The sequence below is a fragment of the Leifsonia sp. YAF41 genome (assembly GCF_052113185.1).
Taxonomy (GTDB): Bacteria; Actinomycetota; Actinomycetes; order Actinomycetales; family Microbacteriaceae; genus Cryobacterium.
This window is the reverse complement of record NZ_JBFRCS010000002.1, coordinates 237,929-252,864: the sequence shown is the minus strand read 5'-3', so window position 1 is coordinate 252,864 and position 14,936 is coordinate 237,929. Positions and strand designations below refer to the sequence as shown.

The following is a 14,936-nucleotide window of genomic DNA, read 5'->3' as shown; positions in this document are numbered from 1 at the left end:
GCGGGTTAGTTCCAGGTCCAGCTCGAGATCAGCTGAGCGAGGATCAGGTCGTCGTCGACGGTCTCGCCGGCTTCATCGGGGAGCACCACCGTGACCACGAAGTACTGCACCGGGCCATTGGCGCTTTGGTAGACATCCGGCGCCCGCGCAGTGATCACCGCTTCGAGATCGGTGAACTCGGTGTCGCTGTCGATCCGGGTGAGGTTCGCGGGAACCCCGTCGAGCATGATCGGCTCAAGCAACGACTCAACGACGCCCATCGAGGGCAGGTAGTCGAGACTCAGCTCCTGAACCATCCCCTCGACGGTGTCGTCGGGTGCCATCGCGTCCGACGTTTCGATGCGGAGGGGCTCGACCTCGATGGTGCCGAAAATTGCGCCGGTGCCGGTGCTCAGCACCTCGCCGTCGGGGGTGAGTTCACCCCAGACCTCGAGGCGGCTGGCGCAGGCGGCAACATCCGTTTCGGGCAGGTTGTTGAGGTAGCTGGCCGGGACCTCGAAGCTATAGCAGGGCGTTTCCACAGTCTGTGTCCCGAGAGCAACGGCCCCACGGTCGAGCCCCGCGTTCAGTCCTGCGGCGATTTGCGACGCGGAACCACTGACAAAGAAGCCGAAAACAAGGATCGCCACGATGTTCGTCATGGTGGCGATCGCCGAGAGGACCAAGCCGATCACCCCGAATGTGCGACCCGTTTTCGTGCGGATCGCCAGGATGCCGAGCACGATTCCGGCCAAGCCCAGCAGCAGGCCAAGACCGACGAGCCAGCCCAGCAGAAATGCGGTGCCACCGACGACGAGCGCGGCAATGGCCAGACCGCCGACCGGCGGTTTCGCCGCGGGATGCGGCGGCTGGGATCCGAACTGAGCCGGTGGCTGAGCGGGGTACGGCGGCTGGGGGAACTCGGACTGACCTGTCTGCGACATGCTTGCAGCCTATCGGTGGGGCTCGGCCGGGCCCCAGGTGAGGCTCAGGATGCCGCGAGTCGCGCCTTCTCGACCTCCACGTCGTAGGTCGCGGCCGGCCAGTCCAGGTTCATGCGAGTCAGAGTGTCAATGAGCAGGTGCTGCACGGCGAGGCGCGCGTACCACTTCTTGTCGGCCGGGATCACAAACCAGGGCGCGGCGTCGGTGTGCGTGCGCTCGAATACGACCTGGTAGGCCTCCTGGTAGTCCGGCCAGAGCATCCGTTCGTCGACATCGCCGGGGTTGTACTTCCAGTGTTTGTCGGCCCGATCCAGCCGCTTGGCAAGGCGCACCTTCTGCTCATCGAAACCGAGGTGGAGCATCACCTTGATCACCGTCGTGTCGTCGTCGACGAGCTCCTGCTCGAACTCGTTGATCTGTTCGTACCGCTTGTCGATCTCAGCAGGCGGGGCGAGCTGACGAACGCGGCCGATGAGAACATCCTCGTAGTGCGACCGGTCGAAGACGCCAATCAGACCGGCCCCCGGCACGCGCTTGCGGATGCGCCAGAGAAAATCGTGAGTGAGTTCGGCGCGCGTCGGCGCCTTGAACGCGACGAGGTCGATGCCCTGAGGGTCAACGGCACCGACGACGTGCCGCACGATGCCGCCCTTGCCGGCCGTGTCCATGGCTTGCAGCACGAGCAAGAGTTTGCGAGTGTCACCCGATCGGCTGTTGGCGAAGAATTTCTCCTGTAGCTCGGAGAGCACCGTCGCCCCCTCGGCGAGCGCCGCCGCTGCAGCCCTCTTGTCGCCGGCGAAGCCGGGCGTTGCGTCGGTCCGCTGGCTCGCGAGCACGAATCCCGGCCCGATGCGGAGTGCATTCAGCGGGTCCTCGCCCCAGAACGTCTCGCCCGGCTTCGTCGGCTGCTCCGGCTTCGCCGACTTCTCGTGCTTCGCCGGTTTCTTGTTCAGCGACTGCTTCGACGACGGCGACTTCTTACTCTGCTTCGACTTACTCTGCTTCGACACAGCGCCTCTTTTCGTTGCAGGTCATTCTGCCGGTTGGTGTCGCCCCGCACCAGGGGTCACCGGCGCCGTAGGCCTATGGGGCGACGCGTTCCCACGACGCGATCGGTCCGTCAACGACTCGGAAGAGCGGATGCGGTTGCGGGGTGGTGAGGCCGACCCACCGTTTCGCCACCTCGGGACTGCGCCTCTCGAGCTTGGCCAGGAGGTGCGCCCATTCGTAGGCCAGCTGGCCGGTGGTGACGACGAGCGCCCCGGCACCGCCCGGGCCGCTGTGCGAGCCCTCGGTCGCCGTTCCGGTGATCTTTTCGCGAGCGAAATGATAGCCGCGTGAATCGGCTTCATCCACGATCCCGGTCAAGAAGCCGGCGATCGCATCGATCGGCACCGGCTGCTCGCGAAAGCGCTCGAGCTGCGGATGATTGCTGTAGCCGCGGCCCGGAGCTCCCAGCACGGCCTGCGCCAGCAGTGCCTCCCGCCACGCGGCGGTCAGGGCTTGCCGGTCGAAGTACCGCGGGTGCACCGACCAGAGCCTCATCGCAACGCGCCCTCCGACATCACTGCACGATCCGATGGCGGCGGAGCACCGGGCGCCGGGTCGCTTTCGGCCCATCGTCCGGCACCTGCACTGACGAACACATGGCATCGAGAAACCTGATGATGGCGTGCTGCTCGCCGGGCGAAAAATCCTGGGCAACGCTGAGCATCCGTTCGTGCATGGCTCCGAGGGTCTTGCGCACTTCGTGTTGGGCATCGGGGGTGGCAAAGAGAAGTTGGGCCCGGCGGTCAGTCGGATGCGATTCACGACGGATGTGCCCGGATTTCACCAGCCGGGCAAGCAGTTTTGCCGTTGCCGCGGTTGAGATTTCGAGCGCAACCGCGAGCTCTTTCGGTCCGACGGTGTCCCCGCGGCCTTCGGCTGAGATCAGGTAGCGCAGAGCCAGCAGATCGGTCTCGTTCATGTCCATCTCCGACTGCGTGCGGTGCCGCATCGCGGTGTCGGCTGCTTTGAATCGGCGCAGTGACTGCAAAACAAGAATGGCCCGCGACACGTCGTCGGTGTCGTCCTCAAACCAATACGACCCCGATGTGTGTGGAGTCTCCCGTTGCGTCATGCCACCATGCTAACGTTTAGTTAGCTAACTTGGTTAGATAGTTTTGGAAGGAGGAAGACATGAGCCTCGCGACCCTGCAGCACGACCTCGTGATCCTCGTCGACAACGGGGGCCGCCCGGTCGGTGTTACAGAGAAGAACACCGTCCACACCGTCGACACCCCGCTGCATCTCGCCTTCTCCTGCTATGTCTTCAATCCGCGTGGAGAAGTGCTGATCACCCGCCGCGCCTTGTCGAAGGCAACCTGGCCGGGCGTCTGGACCAACTCGCTCTGCGGGCATCCGCGCCCCGAAGAAGATCCCGAGGAGGCGGTCAGGCGCCGGGCACAGCTCGAACTCGGGCTCGACATTGACCAACTGGAAGTGGTGCTGCCGCGGTTCCGATACCGGGCCACCGACGCCAGCGGCATCGTCGAGAACGAGCTGTGCCCGGTCTACCGCGCCACGACGACCGCTTCACCCCTGCCGAACCCGAATGAGGTGATGGAGTTCGCCTGGGTGGACTCGAACGCACTGCACCGGGCCGTGCAGGATGCCCCCTGGGCATTCAGCCCGTGGATGGTCCTGCAGCTGCGCGAGATGGAGGCCCAGAATGACTGAGCTCATCACGGCCGGCGTCGAAACTGAAATCCAGCGCTACCTCGCCACCGCTCGCCTGCGGGCAAGCGACTACGGCGAGCACTACGTTGCCCTCTGGGATGCCCTCGCCCGGGCGTCGAGCGGAGGCAAACGCGGACGCCCGGCACTCGTGCTCGCCGCCTATTCCGGCTTCGGCGGGAGCGATCTCCAATTGGCCCTGCCGGTTGCCGTCAGCTTCGAACTGCTGCACACGGCATTCATCATCCACGACGACGTGATCGACCGGGACCTCACCCGACGGGGATCGCCGAACGTCGCCGGCGAATTCACCCTGCGCGCCCTCCACCACGGCGCCACGGCCGATCAGGCCGGGGTGTGGGCGACCACCGCCGCAATTCTCGCCGGCGACCTGGCGCTCAGCGAGGCTCATCGGGCTGTTGCCACCTTGCCGGTCGCCCCGCGCATCCGTGGTCGACTGCTCGACCTGCTCGATCGGGCCGTCTTCGTCACCGCCGCCGGAGAACTGGCGGATGTCACGAACACCGCCCAGCGGGCTCCGGTCACGCTGACCGACGTGCTCACCACCCTCGAACGCAAGACGGCGTTGTATTCGTTCGAGGCGCCGCTTCAGGCGGGAGCTCTTCTCGCAGGGGCCCCGCCCAGCGCACTCGACGTGCTCGGCCAATTCGGTCGCCTCATCGGTGTCGCCTTCCAGCTCGCCGACGACGTTCTCGGAGTGTTCGGCGACCCCGCCGTCACCGGAAAAAGCGCGCTCTCCGACCTGCGCGAGGGCAAACTCACGGCCTTGATCGCCTACGCCCAGACGACCGCTGCCTGGCCGGCGATCTCCCCCTTCATCGGCACCGGCACGACGACCGACGAGGAAGCCGAGCTGGTGCGCGCCCACCTGCGTGCCTGCGGAGCGGTGCAGGCCGTCGATGAGCTCGCCTACGACCACCTTCGACGGGCCATCGATGTGCTCGACTCCCCCGACATACCGTCGGCACTGCGCGAGACCTTGATCGGCCTGACTGAGAGCGCAACGGATCGACAACGATGACCAAGCAACGCACCATCGGGCAGACAGATGCCCGCCAGCAGCAGACGACGAATCTCTCGACCTATAACGCCGCGGCGCAGGCCAGCTCCGCTGTGATCATCAGCGAATACTCGACGTCGTTCGGACTTGCCGCCCGACTGCTCGAACCGAGGATGCGCGGCCAGGTGCGCGCCATCTATGCGCTCGTCCGGATCGCCGACGAGCTCGTCGACGGCGCCGCCGCCGGTGCCGGCCTCGACGTCGACGCCCAACGGGAGTTGCTCGACGACCTGGAGACGGAAACGCTCGCTGCCATCGGACGCGGCTTCAGCACGAACCTGGTCGTTCATTCCTTTGCCGTGACCGCACGGGAGACCGGCATCGACGCGAGTCTGGTTCAGCCGTTCTTCGCCTCGATGCGCCGCGACCTCGACATCATCCCCTTCACGAGCGAGACGCTCGCGAGCTACATCTACGGCTCCGCCGAGGTCGTCGGGCTGATGTGTCTGCGCTCGTTTCTGCAGGAGACCAGTCTGAGCACAGCCGAGATGGCGTGCCTCGAGACGGGAGCACGCCGCCTCGGTGCAGCGTTCCAGAAGATCAATTTTCTGCGCGATCTCGCCGAGGACTACGAGACACTCGGGCGCAGCTATTTTCCGGGCATCGACCCGTCAGCGATGAGCGAGGCCGACAAGACTCGGATCCTCGACGACATCGATGCCGATCTGGCCGCGGCCTCGCTCGCGTTGCCGCTGCTTCCCCCCGGATGCCGCGGCGCGGTGCGCGCCGCCCACGATCTGTTCGCACGCCTGGCCCGGAAACTGCGCAACACGCCCTGCACCGAGCTCTGCACGACGCGGGTGCGGGTTCCAGACGGCGAGAAGCTGCTGCTCGCCGCCGGCGTGCTCCTCGGCCGCGGGACGAGAATCAAATGACCAGGATGCCGGCAGCGACACCCCCGCGTCAGCGCACCATCGTGATCGGCGGCGGCATCGCCGGGCTTGCCAGCGCCGCTCTGCTCGCCAGGGAAGGACATGACGTCACCCTCCTCGAAGCGCAGAACACGCTCGGCGGCCGCGCGGGAGTCTGGGAGTCGGACGGCTTTCGGTTCGACACCGGGCCATCCTGGTATCTCATGCCCGAGGTCTTCGACCATTTCTACAAGCTGCTGGGCACCAATGCCGCGGCCCAACTGCACCTGACCAGACTGGACCCCGGCTACCGGGTCTATTTCGAGTCGGACGTGGCTCCGGTCGACATCGCAGCGGACCGGGCACGCAACATCGCTCTGTTCGAACAGATCGAGCCCGGCGCGGGAGCGGCACTCGACCGCTACCTCGACTCCGCGGCGGACACCTACCGCACCGCGGTCGACCGCTTTCTCTATTCAAGCTTCGAATCGATGAGTCAATTCGCCTCGCGCGCGATTCTGCGTCAGGCGGGCCGACTCAGTCGCCTGCTGGTGCAGCCGCTCGACCGGTTCATCGCCGGGCACGTCAACGATCCGCGGTTGCGTCAGATTCTGGGCTATCCGGCCGTCTTTCTGGGCTCGTCGCCCGACCGGACTCCGGCTCTGTACCATCTGATGAGCCACCTCGACCTGGCCGACGGGGTTCTCTATCCGCAGGGCGGATTCGGAAAAGTCATCGACAGCATCGCCGGGCTCGCCCGGGCCGAGGGCGTCACGATTGTCACCGGCGCCCGGGTCACGGCGGTTCTGACGCGTACCTCCGCGCATCAGGCCGCGGTAGCCACCGGGGTCAGTTATCTCGATGAAGCCGGGAGCGTCGTGCGACTCGCTGCCGACAATGTCATCTCCTGCGCAGATCTGCATCACACCGAAACCGAGCTTGTCCCGGCCGCACAGCGCACGTATCCGGAGCGATGGTGGCGGCGACGCGTCTCCGGCCCCGGAGCGGTGCTGGTGATGCTCGGCGTGCGGGGCGAGCTGCCGCAACTGCTGCACCACACCCTGTTCTTCACCTCGGATTGGAAGAAGAACTTCACACGCATCTTCGGCCGCCATCCGTCCGTGCCGAATCCCGCATCCTTCTACGCCTGCATGCCGAGCACGACCGACCCGACCCTGGCACCGCCCGGTGATTCCAACCTGTTTCTTCTTGTTCCCGTCCCGGCCGATCCCGAGCTCGGCCATGGCGGCATCGATGGCGGGGGCGCCCCGACGATCGAAGCGATCGCCGATCGGGCCATCGCGCAGCTGTCCGAGTGGGCCGGAATTCCCGACCTTGTCGATCGCATTGTCGTGCGGCGCACGATCGGACCCGCCGATTTCGCCGGCACCCTGAACTCGTGGAAGGGCGGAGCACTCGGCCCGGCGCACACGCTGCGCCAAAGCGCCTTCCTGCGCGGGTCGAACAAGTCGGCGAAAGTCGACGGGCTCTACTACGCCGGCGGCAGCACGATTCCAGGAATCGGACTGCCGATGTGCCTGATCAGCGCCGAGATCCTCCTCAAACGCCTGCGGTCAGACACCAGTTCCTATCCGCTCCCGGAGCCACAATGAGCATCCTCTACCTGCTCGCCCTCCTCCTCTCGCTCCGTGGAATGATTGTGCTCGACTGGCGGTTTCGGCTGTTCTTCTGGAGAAGCCCCGGCCGTGCAGCCGCTGTGCTCGGCATCGGACTCGCGTTCTTTCTTGCCTGGGATCTCGTGGGTATCGGCCTCGGAATCTTTCACCGAGGTGAGACGGCCGTGATGACCGGCGTGCTTCTCGCCCCGGAACTGCCGCTTGAGGAACTGCTCTTTCTGAGCTTCCTCTGCTACCTCACAATGAATCTGATCGGCGGGCTCTCCCAGCTACACAACGTCAGGGGGCGATCATGACGTACCTGCTTCTGAACTCGGTCTTTCTCGCCGTTGCCCTCGCCGTCGCCGTTGTCGCCTTCGCCTCCGGTCGGTTGACGCGGTCATCGCTGCCCACGATGGGCGCGACCCTGGTCATCGTCGTGGTGCTCACCGCGGTGTTCGACAATGTCATGATCGCCGTCGGCCTGTTCGGCTACGCGTCGGCGCACACCACCGGCCTCCTGATCGGCCTCGCTCCCGTCGAAGACTTCGGGTACCCGCTCGCCGCAGTGCTTCTGCTCCCGTCACTCTGGGCACTTTTCGCACCCCGCGACGAGGTGCTGCAATGACCGAGCTGAAGCGGAGCACACTCGCAACCGCCGGATGGTCGGCCCGGCAAGTGCTGCTGTCGTCACGACCGGTGAGTTGGATCAACACCGCCTTCCCCTTCGCTGCTGCCTATCTGCTGACCATCGGGCACGTCGACGCGCTCCTTCTCGTCGGAACAGTCTTCTTTCTGATCCCCTACAACCTGCTGATGTACGGCATCAACGACGTGTTCGACTACGAGTCAGACCTGCGCAACCCGCGCAAGGGCGGCGCGGAAGGAGCGTTGCTCGACCCGCGGCTGCACCGCCTGGTGTTGCGTTCCGGCGTGATCAGCGCCATTCCGTTCCTGGTGGCCATGGTGGTACTGGCCGGCTGGCAGCATCCGTTCGCCTGGTTGGTGCTTGGAGTGAGCCTGTTCGCGGTCGTCGCCTACTCGGTTCCGGGTTTGCGGTTCAAGGAGGTGCCGTTTCTTGACTCGGTCACGTCGAGCACGCATTTTGTGAGCCCGGCGGTGTTCGGCCTGGCGTTGGCGGGCGCCGCGGTCACGCCCTCACTTGTCGCCGTGCTGGTGGCCTTCTTCCTCTGGGGAATGGCCAGCCACGCCTTCGGTGCGGTGCAGGATGTCTGCCCCGATCGGGAGGCCGGGATCGGTTCGATCGCAACGGCTCTCGGAGCAGCGCGCACCGTGCAATTCGCGATGCTGCTCTGGACGCTAGCCGGCCTGCTGATGCTGCTCACTGCCTGGCCAGGGCCACTCGCCGCGCTCCTCGCGGTGCCCTACATCGTGACGGCGTTCCCGTGGCGCAGGGTGAGCGATGAGCGCTCCGCCGACGCGAACCGCGGCTGGAAGCGGTTTCTCTGGCTCAACTATTTCAGTGGGTTCGTGGTGACGCTGCTCATGATCGCAATCTCCTGACCAGTTTCATCGTGCACTCCCGATCGTCTGCCTCGGATCGAAAAGGGCTAGCGGGCGAGCGGCACTTCGAGGATGCTTGGCCCGGCCGGYGGCGTCGTCAGCTCGCGCTCCAGATCGCTGCGCGTTGCCGCCTTGCTGTAGGCCCAGCCGTACGCGGCCGCGAGCGCGGCGATATCAACCTGCTGCGGGGTGAACAGCACCCGGTCGATGCTCGCCGGATCGGCGCTCTCGGCGACCTCGAGGCCGTCGAAGATGGTGCCACCGCCGTCGTTGCCGACCACGACCTGGACCCTCGGGCGCAACTCCCCCGGCACGAGAAGCAGCGAACCGACGTCGTGAAGAAAGGCGAGGTCGCCAAGCAGCAACCGAGTGGTTCCGCTCGAACGCGGCTCCAGCCCACCCTGACTCGCCAGCGCGATGCCGAGCGCGGTCGCGATAGTGCCGTCGATGCCGGCGAGCCCCCGGTTGGCGTGCACGGAAATCTTCTTGCCCAACACCCGCTTGTCGGCTTCCCGGATCAAGCGGGAAGCGCCGAGCACCAGGCGGTCGTGCGGCCAGGAGGCACGCCAGATCGCGTCGGCCAGCATCGCCCGCGTCACCGGGGCACGCATCGCGGCCAGCTCAGCCTTGGTGATTCCGCGTTCGCCGATCGGGGTGGCATCCTGCTCGGCCTCGGCGACCAGCACGTGCCGGCTGGTCATCACCCAGCGGCCGAGCCACTCGCGGGCGGCGCGAGTGGCGGTGTCTGCGACGGATGCCTCGTCAGCGACGACGGAACTCACCCGCCGGGAGACGCGGTGCCCGGGGTTGTACCACTCGTCTTCGGCTGCCGAGACGACGATGGTTTCGACGCCATCGCGCTGAATCAGCGTCGGAATCTCCCGGCTCAGGGTGGGGTGCCCGAACACGATCGCACGTTCGACGAGCCCACCGAAATCCGGACTCTGCAGCAGTTCGCGGTAGGCGACGATGAGGTTCGGACCGAATCGGGCGCCACTCGAGACCTCGGCCAGCAACGGCCAGCCGCCCGAGCGGGCGAACTGCTCGGCTTCCTCGCCCGCGCCATGACCGGCGATGACGACGGTGCGGAGGCCCGGAGAGATCTGCAGCGGGGGCTCGGTCGCCAGTGCGGCGAGTTGCTCATCCACCACATCGGCCAGGAGAGCGGTCAGCGGGTCGAACGTTGACTCCGGCAGTGCACCCGCCGGGGCAGTCCCGTCGGTCCCGCCAGCGACATCGGCCGCATCARCGACATCAGTCGGATCAGTCGCATCAGTCGCCTCGAGCGTGAACGCCGACGACAGCGGCTCCCGAAAGGCGAGGTTGAGCTGCACCGGGCCGGGGCCGGCGCCGCGAACGCCGGTCGCGGCATCCATGGCCCGCTGCACGAGCGCCGCAACCTCGACAGCCCGTGCCGCTGGATCCGCATCGCCGGCGCCGGCCTCCGGCGCGGCAACATCTTCGGCCAGCCGCGTCGCCACGCCGAAGATGCCGGGTTGGTGCGTCGTCTGGTTCGAGCGGATGCCGCGGAGCTCGGCCGGTCGATCGGCAGTCAGCACGATGAGCGGCACGCCGGAATGGTGTGCCTCGAGCACGGCCGGATGCAGATTCGCCACCGCGGTGCCCGACGTCGTGACCACCAGCACCGGTCGCCTGCTCTCGACCGCGAGGCCCAGCCCGAGAAAGCCGGCGCCGCGTTCGTCGACGCGCACGTGCAGCCGCACCTGCCCGACGCGCTCGAATTCGGCAGCCGCGAGCGCCAGCGCCTGCGACCGGGATCCGGGACTGAGCACGACATCCTGCACGCCGAGGCGCACGAATTCGCGAAGCAGAGCCACGCTGAAGATCGTGGCCGGGCTCACACCCGGCGTTGTCTGATTCACCGGCGCTTAGGCGTCGCGGCGACCCGGCTGTTCGCCGTCGCCCGGGTCGGTGGTCTTCGGAGGAATTCCGGCGGCACCGGCGGATCCGGCCGATCCGTTCGAAGCGGCCCCACCTTTCGGCGTGCCGTCGTCGGTCGCATCGGGCTTGTCGAGATCGGCAAGCTCCTGCTCCATCTGACGGATGCGCTGTTCTTGCGTCGCCTGCGCGGCGAGACCCTTCAGAAAGTCGGGGTCGTCATCCGGCGCCATCGACCGCGTCGGCCGGCTGCCGGCGGCGGACCGTCGGCCGCGGCCGACAATGAGCCAGAGCAGCGGACCGATCACCGGGATGAAGAGGATGACGAAGATCCACACCCAACGCGGCAATCCGCGCACGCGGGAGCGATCGAACATGGCGCAATCCACAACCGTGTAGACGGTCAGGATCACAACCATCAAACCTAGGATGAACCAGACGCGAGCCATACTCTGAGTCTAGGCCGGGTCGGGCCCGAGCGCGGTGATCGTCTGCACAGCTGGGCAACCTAAGCTGGATGCATGAAGTCTGTTCCCGTCTGGGTGTACTACTCCGTTTTGCGCGTGCTGATGTTCGCCGTACCGCTTGGTGTTCTGCTGTCGATGCAGATCAAGTGGTGGATTGCCGCGCTCGTCGCCGCCCTGATCGGGTTCTGCCTGTCGTACATCTTCCTGCGCAAGTCACGCGAGAACATGTCCCGCGAACTCTATGAGGCGCGCCACCGGGACAAGGCCACGGTGGCGACGGATGATGCGTCGGAAGACGCCGCTGTCGACCGCGCGTCGGCCAACACCGCGTCAGCCGACACCGAGCACTCGTCAGAGCGCGAAAGCCGCTCCGAGTAGCAGCCCATACCCCAACGCGGTGAAACTGGTCAGCTTGAGGGCCAGGATCAGCTCCTGGGATGTCTTCGCCATCACGGTGATCAGGCAAGCCGGAAGCGCCAGCAGCAGCGTGAAGAACGTGAAGAACGCGAGCGGGTAGAACAGCGAGAAGAACGCGACGCCCACGTACGGCAGCAACAGCAGCACGCAGAAGCTGATGCGTGAGGCACGGTCGCCGATCAGTACGGCGAGCGTGCGCTTGCCCGCTGCCTTGTCGGGAGTCAGATCGCGCAGGTTGTTCACCATCAACACGGCACAGGCGATCAGGCCGATGCCGATGCCGCCGATCAAGCTCTCGATGTTGACGCTGCCGACCTGTACGAGAGTCGTGCCGAGCGTGGCGACGAGGCCGAAGAAGACGAAGACGAACAACTCGCCGAGACCATAGTAGCCATAGGGCTTCTTTCCGCCGGTGTAGAACCAGGCGGCGGCGATGGCAACAGCGCCGACGGCGAGCAGCCACCACAGCTGGCTGAGAATGACGAGAGTCAGACCGGCAATGGCCGCCAGCCCGAAGAAGGCGAGTGCCACTTTCAAGACGGTCTTCGGATCGGCCGCGCCCGAACCGGTCAGCCGGGCCGGACCGATGCGATACGCGTCAGTGCCGCGGATGCCGTCGGAATAGTCGTTGGCGTAGTTGACGCCGATCTGCAAGAACAGGGCGACGAGCAGCGCGAGCACCGCGCGCACCGGGTGATAGACACCGGGTTCGCTGGCCACGATGGCTGCGCCGGTTCCGATCGCAACGGGGGCGATGGCCAGGGGCAGGGTGCGCAGACGGGCCCCAGAGACCCAGTCGCCGAACGTGGCAGGGGCGACCTTGGCCGGGTTGCCGCCGGGAGCGCCGTTCCGGCGCCCGGGATGACCCGACCTGCCGTTTCGCTTGGCGGAGTTCGAGTGCTGAGTGTGGGGCCGTGCAGACCCTGATCGATGTGCCACGCACTCATGTTAGTGGCCGCACCTGCTCAGAACCGGCTGCCGAGCGCGCAACTGCGCCGAGCGCATCCTCTCGCCGAGCTTGACTGTTCCGGTCGAGTTTCCCTGGCACAACAGGGAGTCTCGACCGCAAGTGTCAAACTCAGCGGATGAGCTCGGCGAGCGCCTGCCGGTCGGGCTTGCCGGAGGACAGCAGGGGAATCTGAGGCACCGTGAGCAGGCGGGAGGGGCGTGCTGCTTTGCCGAGCTCCTCACCGACGAGTTCCCGGATGCGTTCGAGGGGTACCGCAGCATTCAGCGCTGCCGCGACAACGACCACCGGCACCTGACCCCACTCGGCATCGTCGGCACCCAGCACAACGGCATCCTCGAAGCCGGGAACTCTGCGCACCAGGCGTTCAACGGCATCGAGCGACACTTTCTCGCCGCCGGAAATGATCACATTGTCGGCGCGGCCGAGCACCCGCACGAGGCCCGTCTCCGGGTCGATCTCGCCGAGATCGCCCGTGCGATACCAGCGCACGCCGCGCTCCTCCACGAACCGCTCGGCCGTGCGCGACGCATCACCCAGGTAGCCGAGCGCGAGCACCGCGCCGCTGATCTCCAGTTCGCCACCCACTACCCGCACCGTCGTATTGCCGATCGGATACCCGTTGTACACGCATCCGCCCGCCGTCTCCGACGATCCGTAGGTGCGCACCAAGCGCAGGTCGAGAAGATCGGCCAGCTCGATCAGTTCGGGCCGGATCGCCTGACCGCCGACCAGGATGCCGGTAAACCGACGCAGCACGGTGAGTAGGCGGTAGTTCGTCTGGGCGGCGCTGAGCAGCCGGGCGAATTGCACCGGAACGAGAGAGGTGAACCGAAGCGGCGCGGTCAACTGCTCGGCGAAGTCGGCGAAGACCTCGGGGTCGAAGTGTCCACTCGGCAGAACGACCGGGGTCGTGCCGGCCGCGATCGACCGCACGAGCACCTGCACACCGGCCACGTAGTGAGCGGGAATGGCCAGCAGCCACTGCCCATCGCCGCCGAGCGCCACGCTGGTCGCCGCGGCGCTGGCCAGCAAAGCGTCGGTCGTGAGCATCACCCGCTTGGGCGCGGCCGTTGACCCCGACGTTTCGATCACCACGGCGACGGCGCGGGGCACCTCGCCGAGCCGGCTCGTGCCCGCCTCATCGGTTAGCGCTTCAGCGCCCTTCACCAGGGGCAACACGGCGGGCCCGGTGCCGGAGAGCGCAGCCAACACTGCGGCAAGAACCTCGTCCGGCGACTCCGCCGACACCGCAACGAGCGCCCGTGTCATCGCATCCCCGCGGCAGTGTCTCGCGCGAAACTGCAATTGTTGGAGCTTCCCGCGCTCCGAGGCTCCGACAACTGCAGTTTCGCGGGCAAGAATCTCACCTCAGTACTGCCAGGGGTACGGCGCCCAGTCGGGGTCACGCTTCTCGAGAAAAGCGTCACGCCCCTCGACGGCCTCATCGGTGCCATAGGCCAGGCGCGTCGCCTCTCCGGCGAACACCTGCTGACCGACCATCCCGTCGTCGACGGCGTTGAACGCGAATTTGAGCATGCGGATGGCGGTGGGCGACTTGGTCAGGATCTCCCTGGCCCAGTCCAGCGCGGTGGCCTCCAGCTCGGCGTGCGGAACGACGGCGTTGACCGCCCCCATCTCGTACGCGCGCTGCGCGGAGTATTCCCGGGCGAGGAAGAAGATCTCACGGGCGAACTTCTGCCCGATCTGGCGAGCGAAGTAGGCGCTGCCGTAACCGGCGTCGAAGGAGCCGACGTCGGCATCCGTCTGCTTGAATTTGCCGTGCTCCGCGCTGGCGATGCTGAGGTCGCAGACCACGTGCAGGGAGTGCCCGCCGCCGGCCGCCCAACCGGGGATGACGGCCATGACGACCTTGGGCATGAACCGGATGAGGCGCTGCACCTCAAGAATGTGCAGGCGCCCGCCGCGACCGGCGTCGATGCCCGTCGCCTCTGCGCCCTCCGCGTATTTGTAGCCGTCGCGGCCACGGATGCGCTGATCGCCACCCGAGCAGAACGCCCAGCCGCCGTCTTTCTGGCTCGGCCCGTTTCCGGTCAGCAGCACCACGCCGATGCGCGGGTTGGTGCGGGCGTTCTCGAGCGCGGCATACAGCTCGTCGACGGTGTGCGGGCGAAACGCGTTGCGCACCTCCGGACGGTTGAACGCGACGCGGGCGATGCGCCCCGACAGGTCGTGGTGATAGGTCACATCGGTGAGGTTTTCGAACCCCGCGACGTCATTCCATTGCTCTGGATCGAAGATGTCAGAAACCCGCTCAGTCATGCTGCAAGCCTACGCGGGCGCAGGGGCGTGGCCGGCGGCCACCGCCGGGAAGGCGAACACCCCATCGGCACAGCGACCGGCCAGCGGAGCGACGCAGGGGCGGCTCAGAATTTGTCATTCTAAAACCACCCGAACGGGGGTCAAGTCAACCCCCTTGTCGGGAAAATCAGTCGCGGCTGTACTTGAATCT

General features: G+C 66.4%; 17 protein-coding genes. 8 read left to right on the top strand and 9 right to left on the bottom strand.

Annotated features, from left to right (window positions below; genetic code table 11):
- Positions 1–5: 5 nt before the first annotated feature.
- From AB4Y63_RS02965 to AB4Y63_RS02950, 4 genes are all read right to left on the bottom strand, one after another.
- Complete coding sequence (locus tag AB4Y63_RS02965; protein WP_441789545.1) at positions 6–923, bottom strand: hypothetical protein; 918 nt, start codon at positions 921–923, stop codon at positions 6–8.
- A gap of 44 nt (positions 924–967) precedes the next feature.
- Positions 968–1,789 (bottom strand): PPK2 family polyphosphate kinase, encoded by an 822-nt coding sequence (locus tag AB4Y63_RS02960; protein WP_441789641.1) that lies wholly within the window; start codon positions 1,787–1,789, stop codon positions 968–970.
- Positions 1,790–2,006: 217 nt separating this feature from the next.
- Positions 2,007–2,468 (bottom strand): pyrimidine dimer DNA glycosylase/endonuclease V, encoded by a 462-nt coding sequence (locus tag AB4Y63_RS02955; protein ID WP_441789544.1) that lies wholly within the window; start codon positions 2,466–2,468, stop codon positions 2,007–2,009.
- Between the two features lie 19 nt (positions 2,469–2,487).
- Positions 2,488–3,045: a MarR family winged helix-turn-helix transcriptional regulator gene (locus tag AB4Y63_RS02950; RefSeq protein ID WP_441789543.1), complete on the bottom strand. Its 558-nt coding sequence runs from the start codon at positions 3,043–3,045 to the stop codon at positions 2,488–2,490.
- Between the two features lie 59 nt (positions 3,046–3,104).
- Here AB4Y63_RS02950 and idi point away from each other — a divergent pair, with 59 nt between their 5' ends.
- The 7 genes from idi to AB4Y63_RS02915 are packed head-to-tail and all read left to right on the top strand — an operon-like array spanning position 3,105 to position 8,713.
- On the top strand, positions 3,105–3,644 hold the full coding sequence (idi, locus tag AB4Y63_RS02945) for an isopentenyl-diphosphate Delta-isomerase (protein ID WP_441789542.1): 540 nt from the start codon (positions 3,105–3,107) through the stop codon (positions 3,642–3,644).
- The gene (locus tag AB4Y63_RS02940; protein ID WP_441789541.1) at positions 3,637–4,683 is read left to right on the top strand and encodes a polyprenyl synthetase family protein; all 1,047 of its coding nucleotides are present in this window, start codon (positions 3,637–3,639) and stop codon (positions 4,681–4,683) included. The genes idi and AB4Y63_RS02940 overlap by 8 nt, the downstream gene beginning before the upstream one ends.
- A complete protein-coding gene (locus tag AB4Y63_RS02935; protein ID WP_441789540.1) occupies positions 4,680–5,597 on the top strand; it encodes a phytoene/squalene synthase family protein in 918 nt (305 codons plus the stop codon). The genes AB4Y63_RS02940 and AB4Y63_RS02935 overlap by 4 nt, the downstream gene beginning before the upstream one ends.
- Complete coding sequence (gene crtI / locus AB4Y63_RS02930; RefSeq protein ID WP_441789539.1) at positions 5,594–7,186, top strand: phytoene desaturase family protein; 1,593 nt, start codon at positions 5,594–5,596, stop codon at positions 7,184–7,186. Before AB4Y63_RS02935 ends, crtI begins: the two co-directional genes overlap by 4 nt.
- Positions 7,183–7,506, top strand: coding sequence for a lycopene cyclase domain-containing protein (locus AB4Y63_RS02925; RefSeq protein ID WP_441789538.1), 324 nt, complete (start codon positions 7,183–7,185; stop codon positions 7,504–7,506). The genes crtI and AB4Y63_RS02925 overlap by 4 nt, the downstream gene beginning before the upstream one ends.
- Entirely contained in the window at positions 7,503–7,817 is a 315-nt protein-coding gene (locus tag AB4Y63_RS02920; RefSeq protein ID WP_441789537.1) for a lycopene cyclase domain-containing protein, read from the top strand. Before AB4Y63_RS02925 ends, AB4Y63_RS02920 begins: the two co-directional genes overlap by 4 nt.
- Positions 7,814–8,713, top strand: a complete 900-nt coding sequence (locus AB4Y63_RS02915; RefSeq protein WP_441789536.1) for a prenyltransferase — start codon at positions 7,814–7,816, stop codon at positions 8,711–8,713. Before AB4Y63_RS02920 ends, AB4Y63_RS02915 begins: the two co-directional genes overlap by 4 nt.
- A gap of 47 nt (positions 8,714–8,760) precedes the next feature.
- On the opposite strand, the gene menD is transcribed toward AB4Y63_RS02915, so the two are convergent.
- The gene (gene menD, locus AB4Y63_RS02910) at positions 8,761–10,596 is read right to left on the bottom strand and encodes a 2-succinyl-5-enolpyruvyl-6-hydroxy-3-cyclohexene-1-carboxylic-acid synthase (protein ID WP_441789535.1); all 1,836 of its coding nucleotides are present in this window, start codon (positions 10,594–10,596) and stop codon (positions 8,761–8,763) included.
- A 6-nt stretch (positions 10,597–10,602) separates the two neighbouring features.
- On the bottom strand, positions 10,603–11,061 hold the full coding sequence (locus AB4Y63_RS02905) for a PLD nuclease N-terminal domain-containing protein (RefSeq protein ID WP_441789534.1): 459 nt from the start codon (positions 11,059–11,061) through the stop codon (positions 10,603–10,605).
- A 72-nt stretch (positions 11,062–11,133) separates the two neighbouring features.
- On the opposite strand from AB4Y63_RS02905, the gene AB4Y63_RS02900 reads away from it, so the two are divergent.
- Positions 11,134–11,457, top strand: coding sequence for a DUF4229 domain-containing protein (locus tag AB4Y63_RS02900; RefSeq protein ID WP_441789533.1), 324 nt, complete (start codon positions 11,134–11,136; stop codon positions 11,455–11,457).
- Here AB4Y63_RS02900 and AB4Y63_RS02895 read toward each other — a convergent pair.
- The 3 genes from AB4Y63_RS02895 to AB4Y63_RS02885 form a co-directional block, all read right to left on the bottom strand.
- On the bottom strand, positions 11,431–12,435 hold the full coding sequence (locus AB4Y63_RS02895; protein WP_441789532.1) for a 1,4-dihydroxy-2-naphthoate polyprenyltransferase: 1,005 nt from the start codon (positions 12,433–12,435) through the stop codon (positions 11,431–11,433). The genes AB4Y63_RS02900 and AB4Y63_RS02895 overlap by 27 nt on opposite strands.
- Before the next feature lie 139 nt (positions 12,436–12,574).
- Complete coding sequence (locus tag AB4Y63_RS02890) at positions 12,575–13,735, bottom strand: AMP-binding protein (protein WP_441789531.1); 1,161 nt, start codon at positions 13,733–13,735, stop codon at positions 12,575–12,577.
- Positions 13,736–13,834: 99 nt separating this feature from the next.
- Positions 13,835–14,746, bottom strand: a complete 912-nt coding sequence (locus tag AB4Y63_RS02885; RefSeq protein WP_441789530.1) for a 1,4-dihydroxy-2-naphthoyl-CoA synthase — start codon at positions 14,744–14,746, stop codon at positions 13,835–13,837.
- Positions 14,747–14,936: the final 190 nt, after the last annotated feature.

Excerpts from the sequence above, each read along its gene's own strand:
- AB4Y63_RS02965 (WP_441789545.1), bottom strand. The coding sequence starts at position 923 with ATGTCGCAGACAGGTCAGTCCGAGTTCCCCCAGCCGCCGTACCCCGCT.
- AB4Y63_RS02955 (WP_441789544.1), bottom strand. The coding sequence starts at position 2,468 with ATGAGGCTCTGGTCGGTGCACCCGCGGTACTTCGACCGGCAAGCCCTG.
- AB4Y63_RS02950 (WP_441789543.1), bottom strand. The coding sequence starts at position 3,045 with ATGACGCAACGGGAGACTCCACACACATCGGGGTCGTATTGGTTTGAG.
- idi (WP_441789542.1), top strand. The coding sequence starts at position 3,105 with ATGAGCCTCGCGACCCTGCAGCACGACCTCGTGATCCTCGTCGACAAC.
- AB4Y63_RS02940 (WP_441789541.1), top strand. The coding sequence starts at position 3,637 with ATGACTGAGCTCATCACGGCCGGCGTCGAAACTGAAATCCAGCGCTAC.
- AB4Y63_RS02935 (WP_441789540.1), top strand. The coding sequence starts at position 4,680 with ATGACCAAGCAACGCACCATCGGGCAGACAGATGCCCGCCAGCAGCAG.
- crtI (WP_441789539.1), top strand. The coding sequence starts at position 5,594 with ATGACCAGGATGCCGGCAGCGACACCCCCGCGTCAGCGCACCATCGTG.
- AB4Y63_RS02925 (WP_441789538.1), top strand. The coding sequence starts at position 7,183 with ATGAGCATCCTCTACCTGCTCGCCCTCCTCCTCTCGCTCCGTGGAATG.
- AB4Y63_RS02920 (WP_441789537.1), top strand. The coding sequence starts at position 7,503 with ATGACGTACCTGCTTCTGAACTCGGTCTTTCTCGCCGTTGCCCTCGCC.
- AB4Y63_RS02915 (WP_441789536.1), top strand. The coding sequence starts at position 7,814 with ATGACCGAGCTGAAGCGGAGCACACTCGCAACCGCCGGATGGTCGGCC.
- AB4Y63_RS02905 (WP_441789534.1), bottom strand. The coding sequence starts at position 11,061 with ATGGCTCGCGTCTGGTTCATCCTAGGTTTGATGGTTGTGATCCTGACC.
- AB4Y63_RS02900 (WP_441789533.1), top strand. The coding sequence starts at position 11,134 with ATGAAGTCTGTTCCCGTCTGGGTGTACTACTCCGTTTTGCGCGTGCTG.
- AB4Y63_RS02890 (WP_441789531.1), bottom strand. The coding sequence starts at position 13,735 with ATGACACGGGCGCTCGTTGCGGTGTCGGCGGAGTCGCCGGACGAGGTT.
- AB4Y63_RS02885 (WP_441789530.1), bottom strand. The coding sequence starts at position 14,746 with ATGACTGAGCGGGTTTCTGACATCTTCGATCCAGAGCAATGGAATGAC.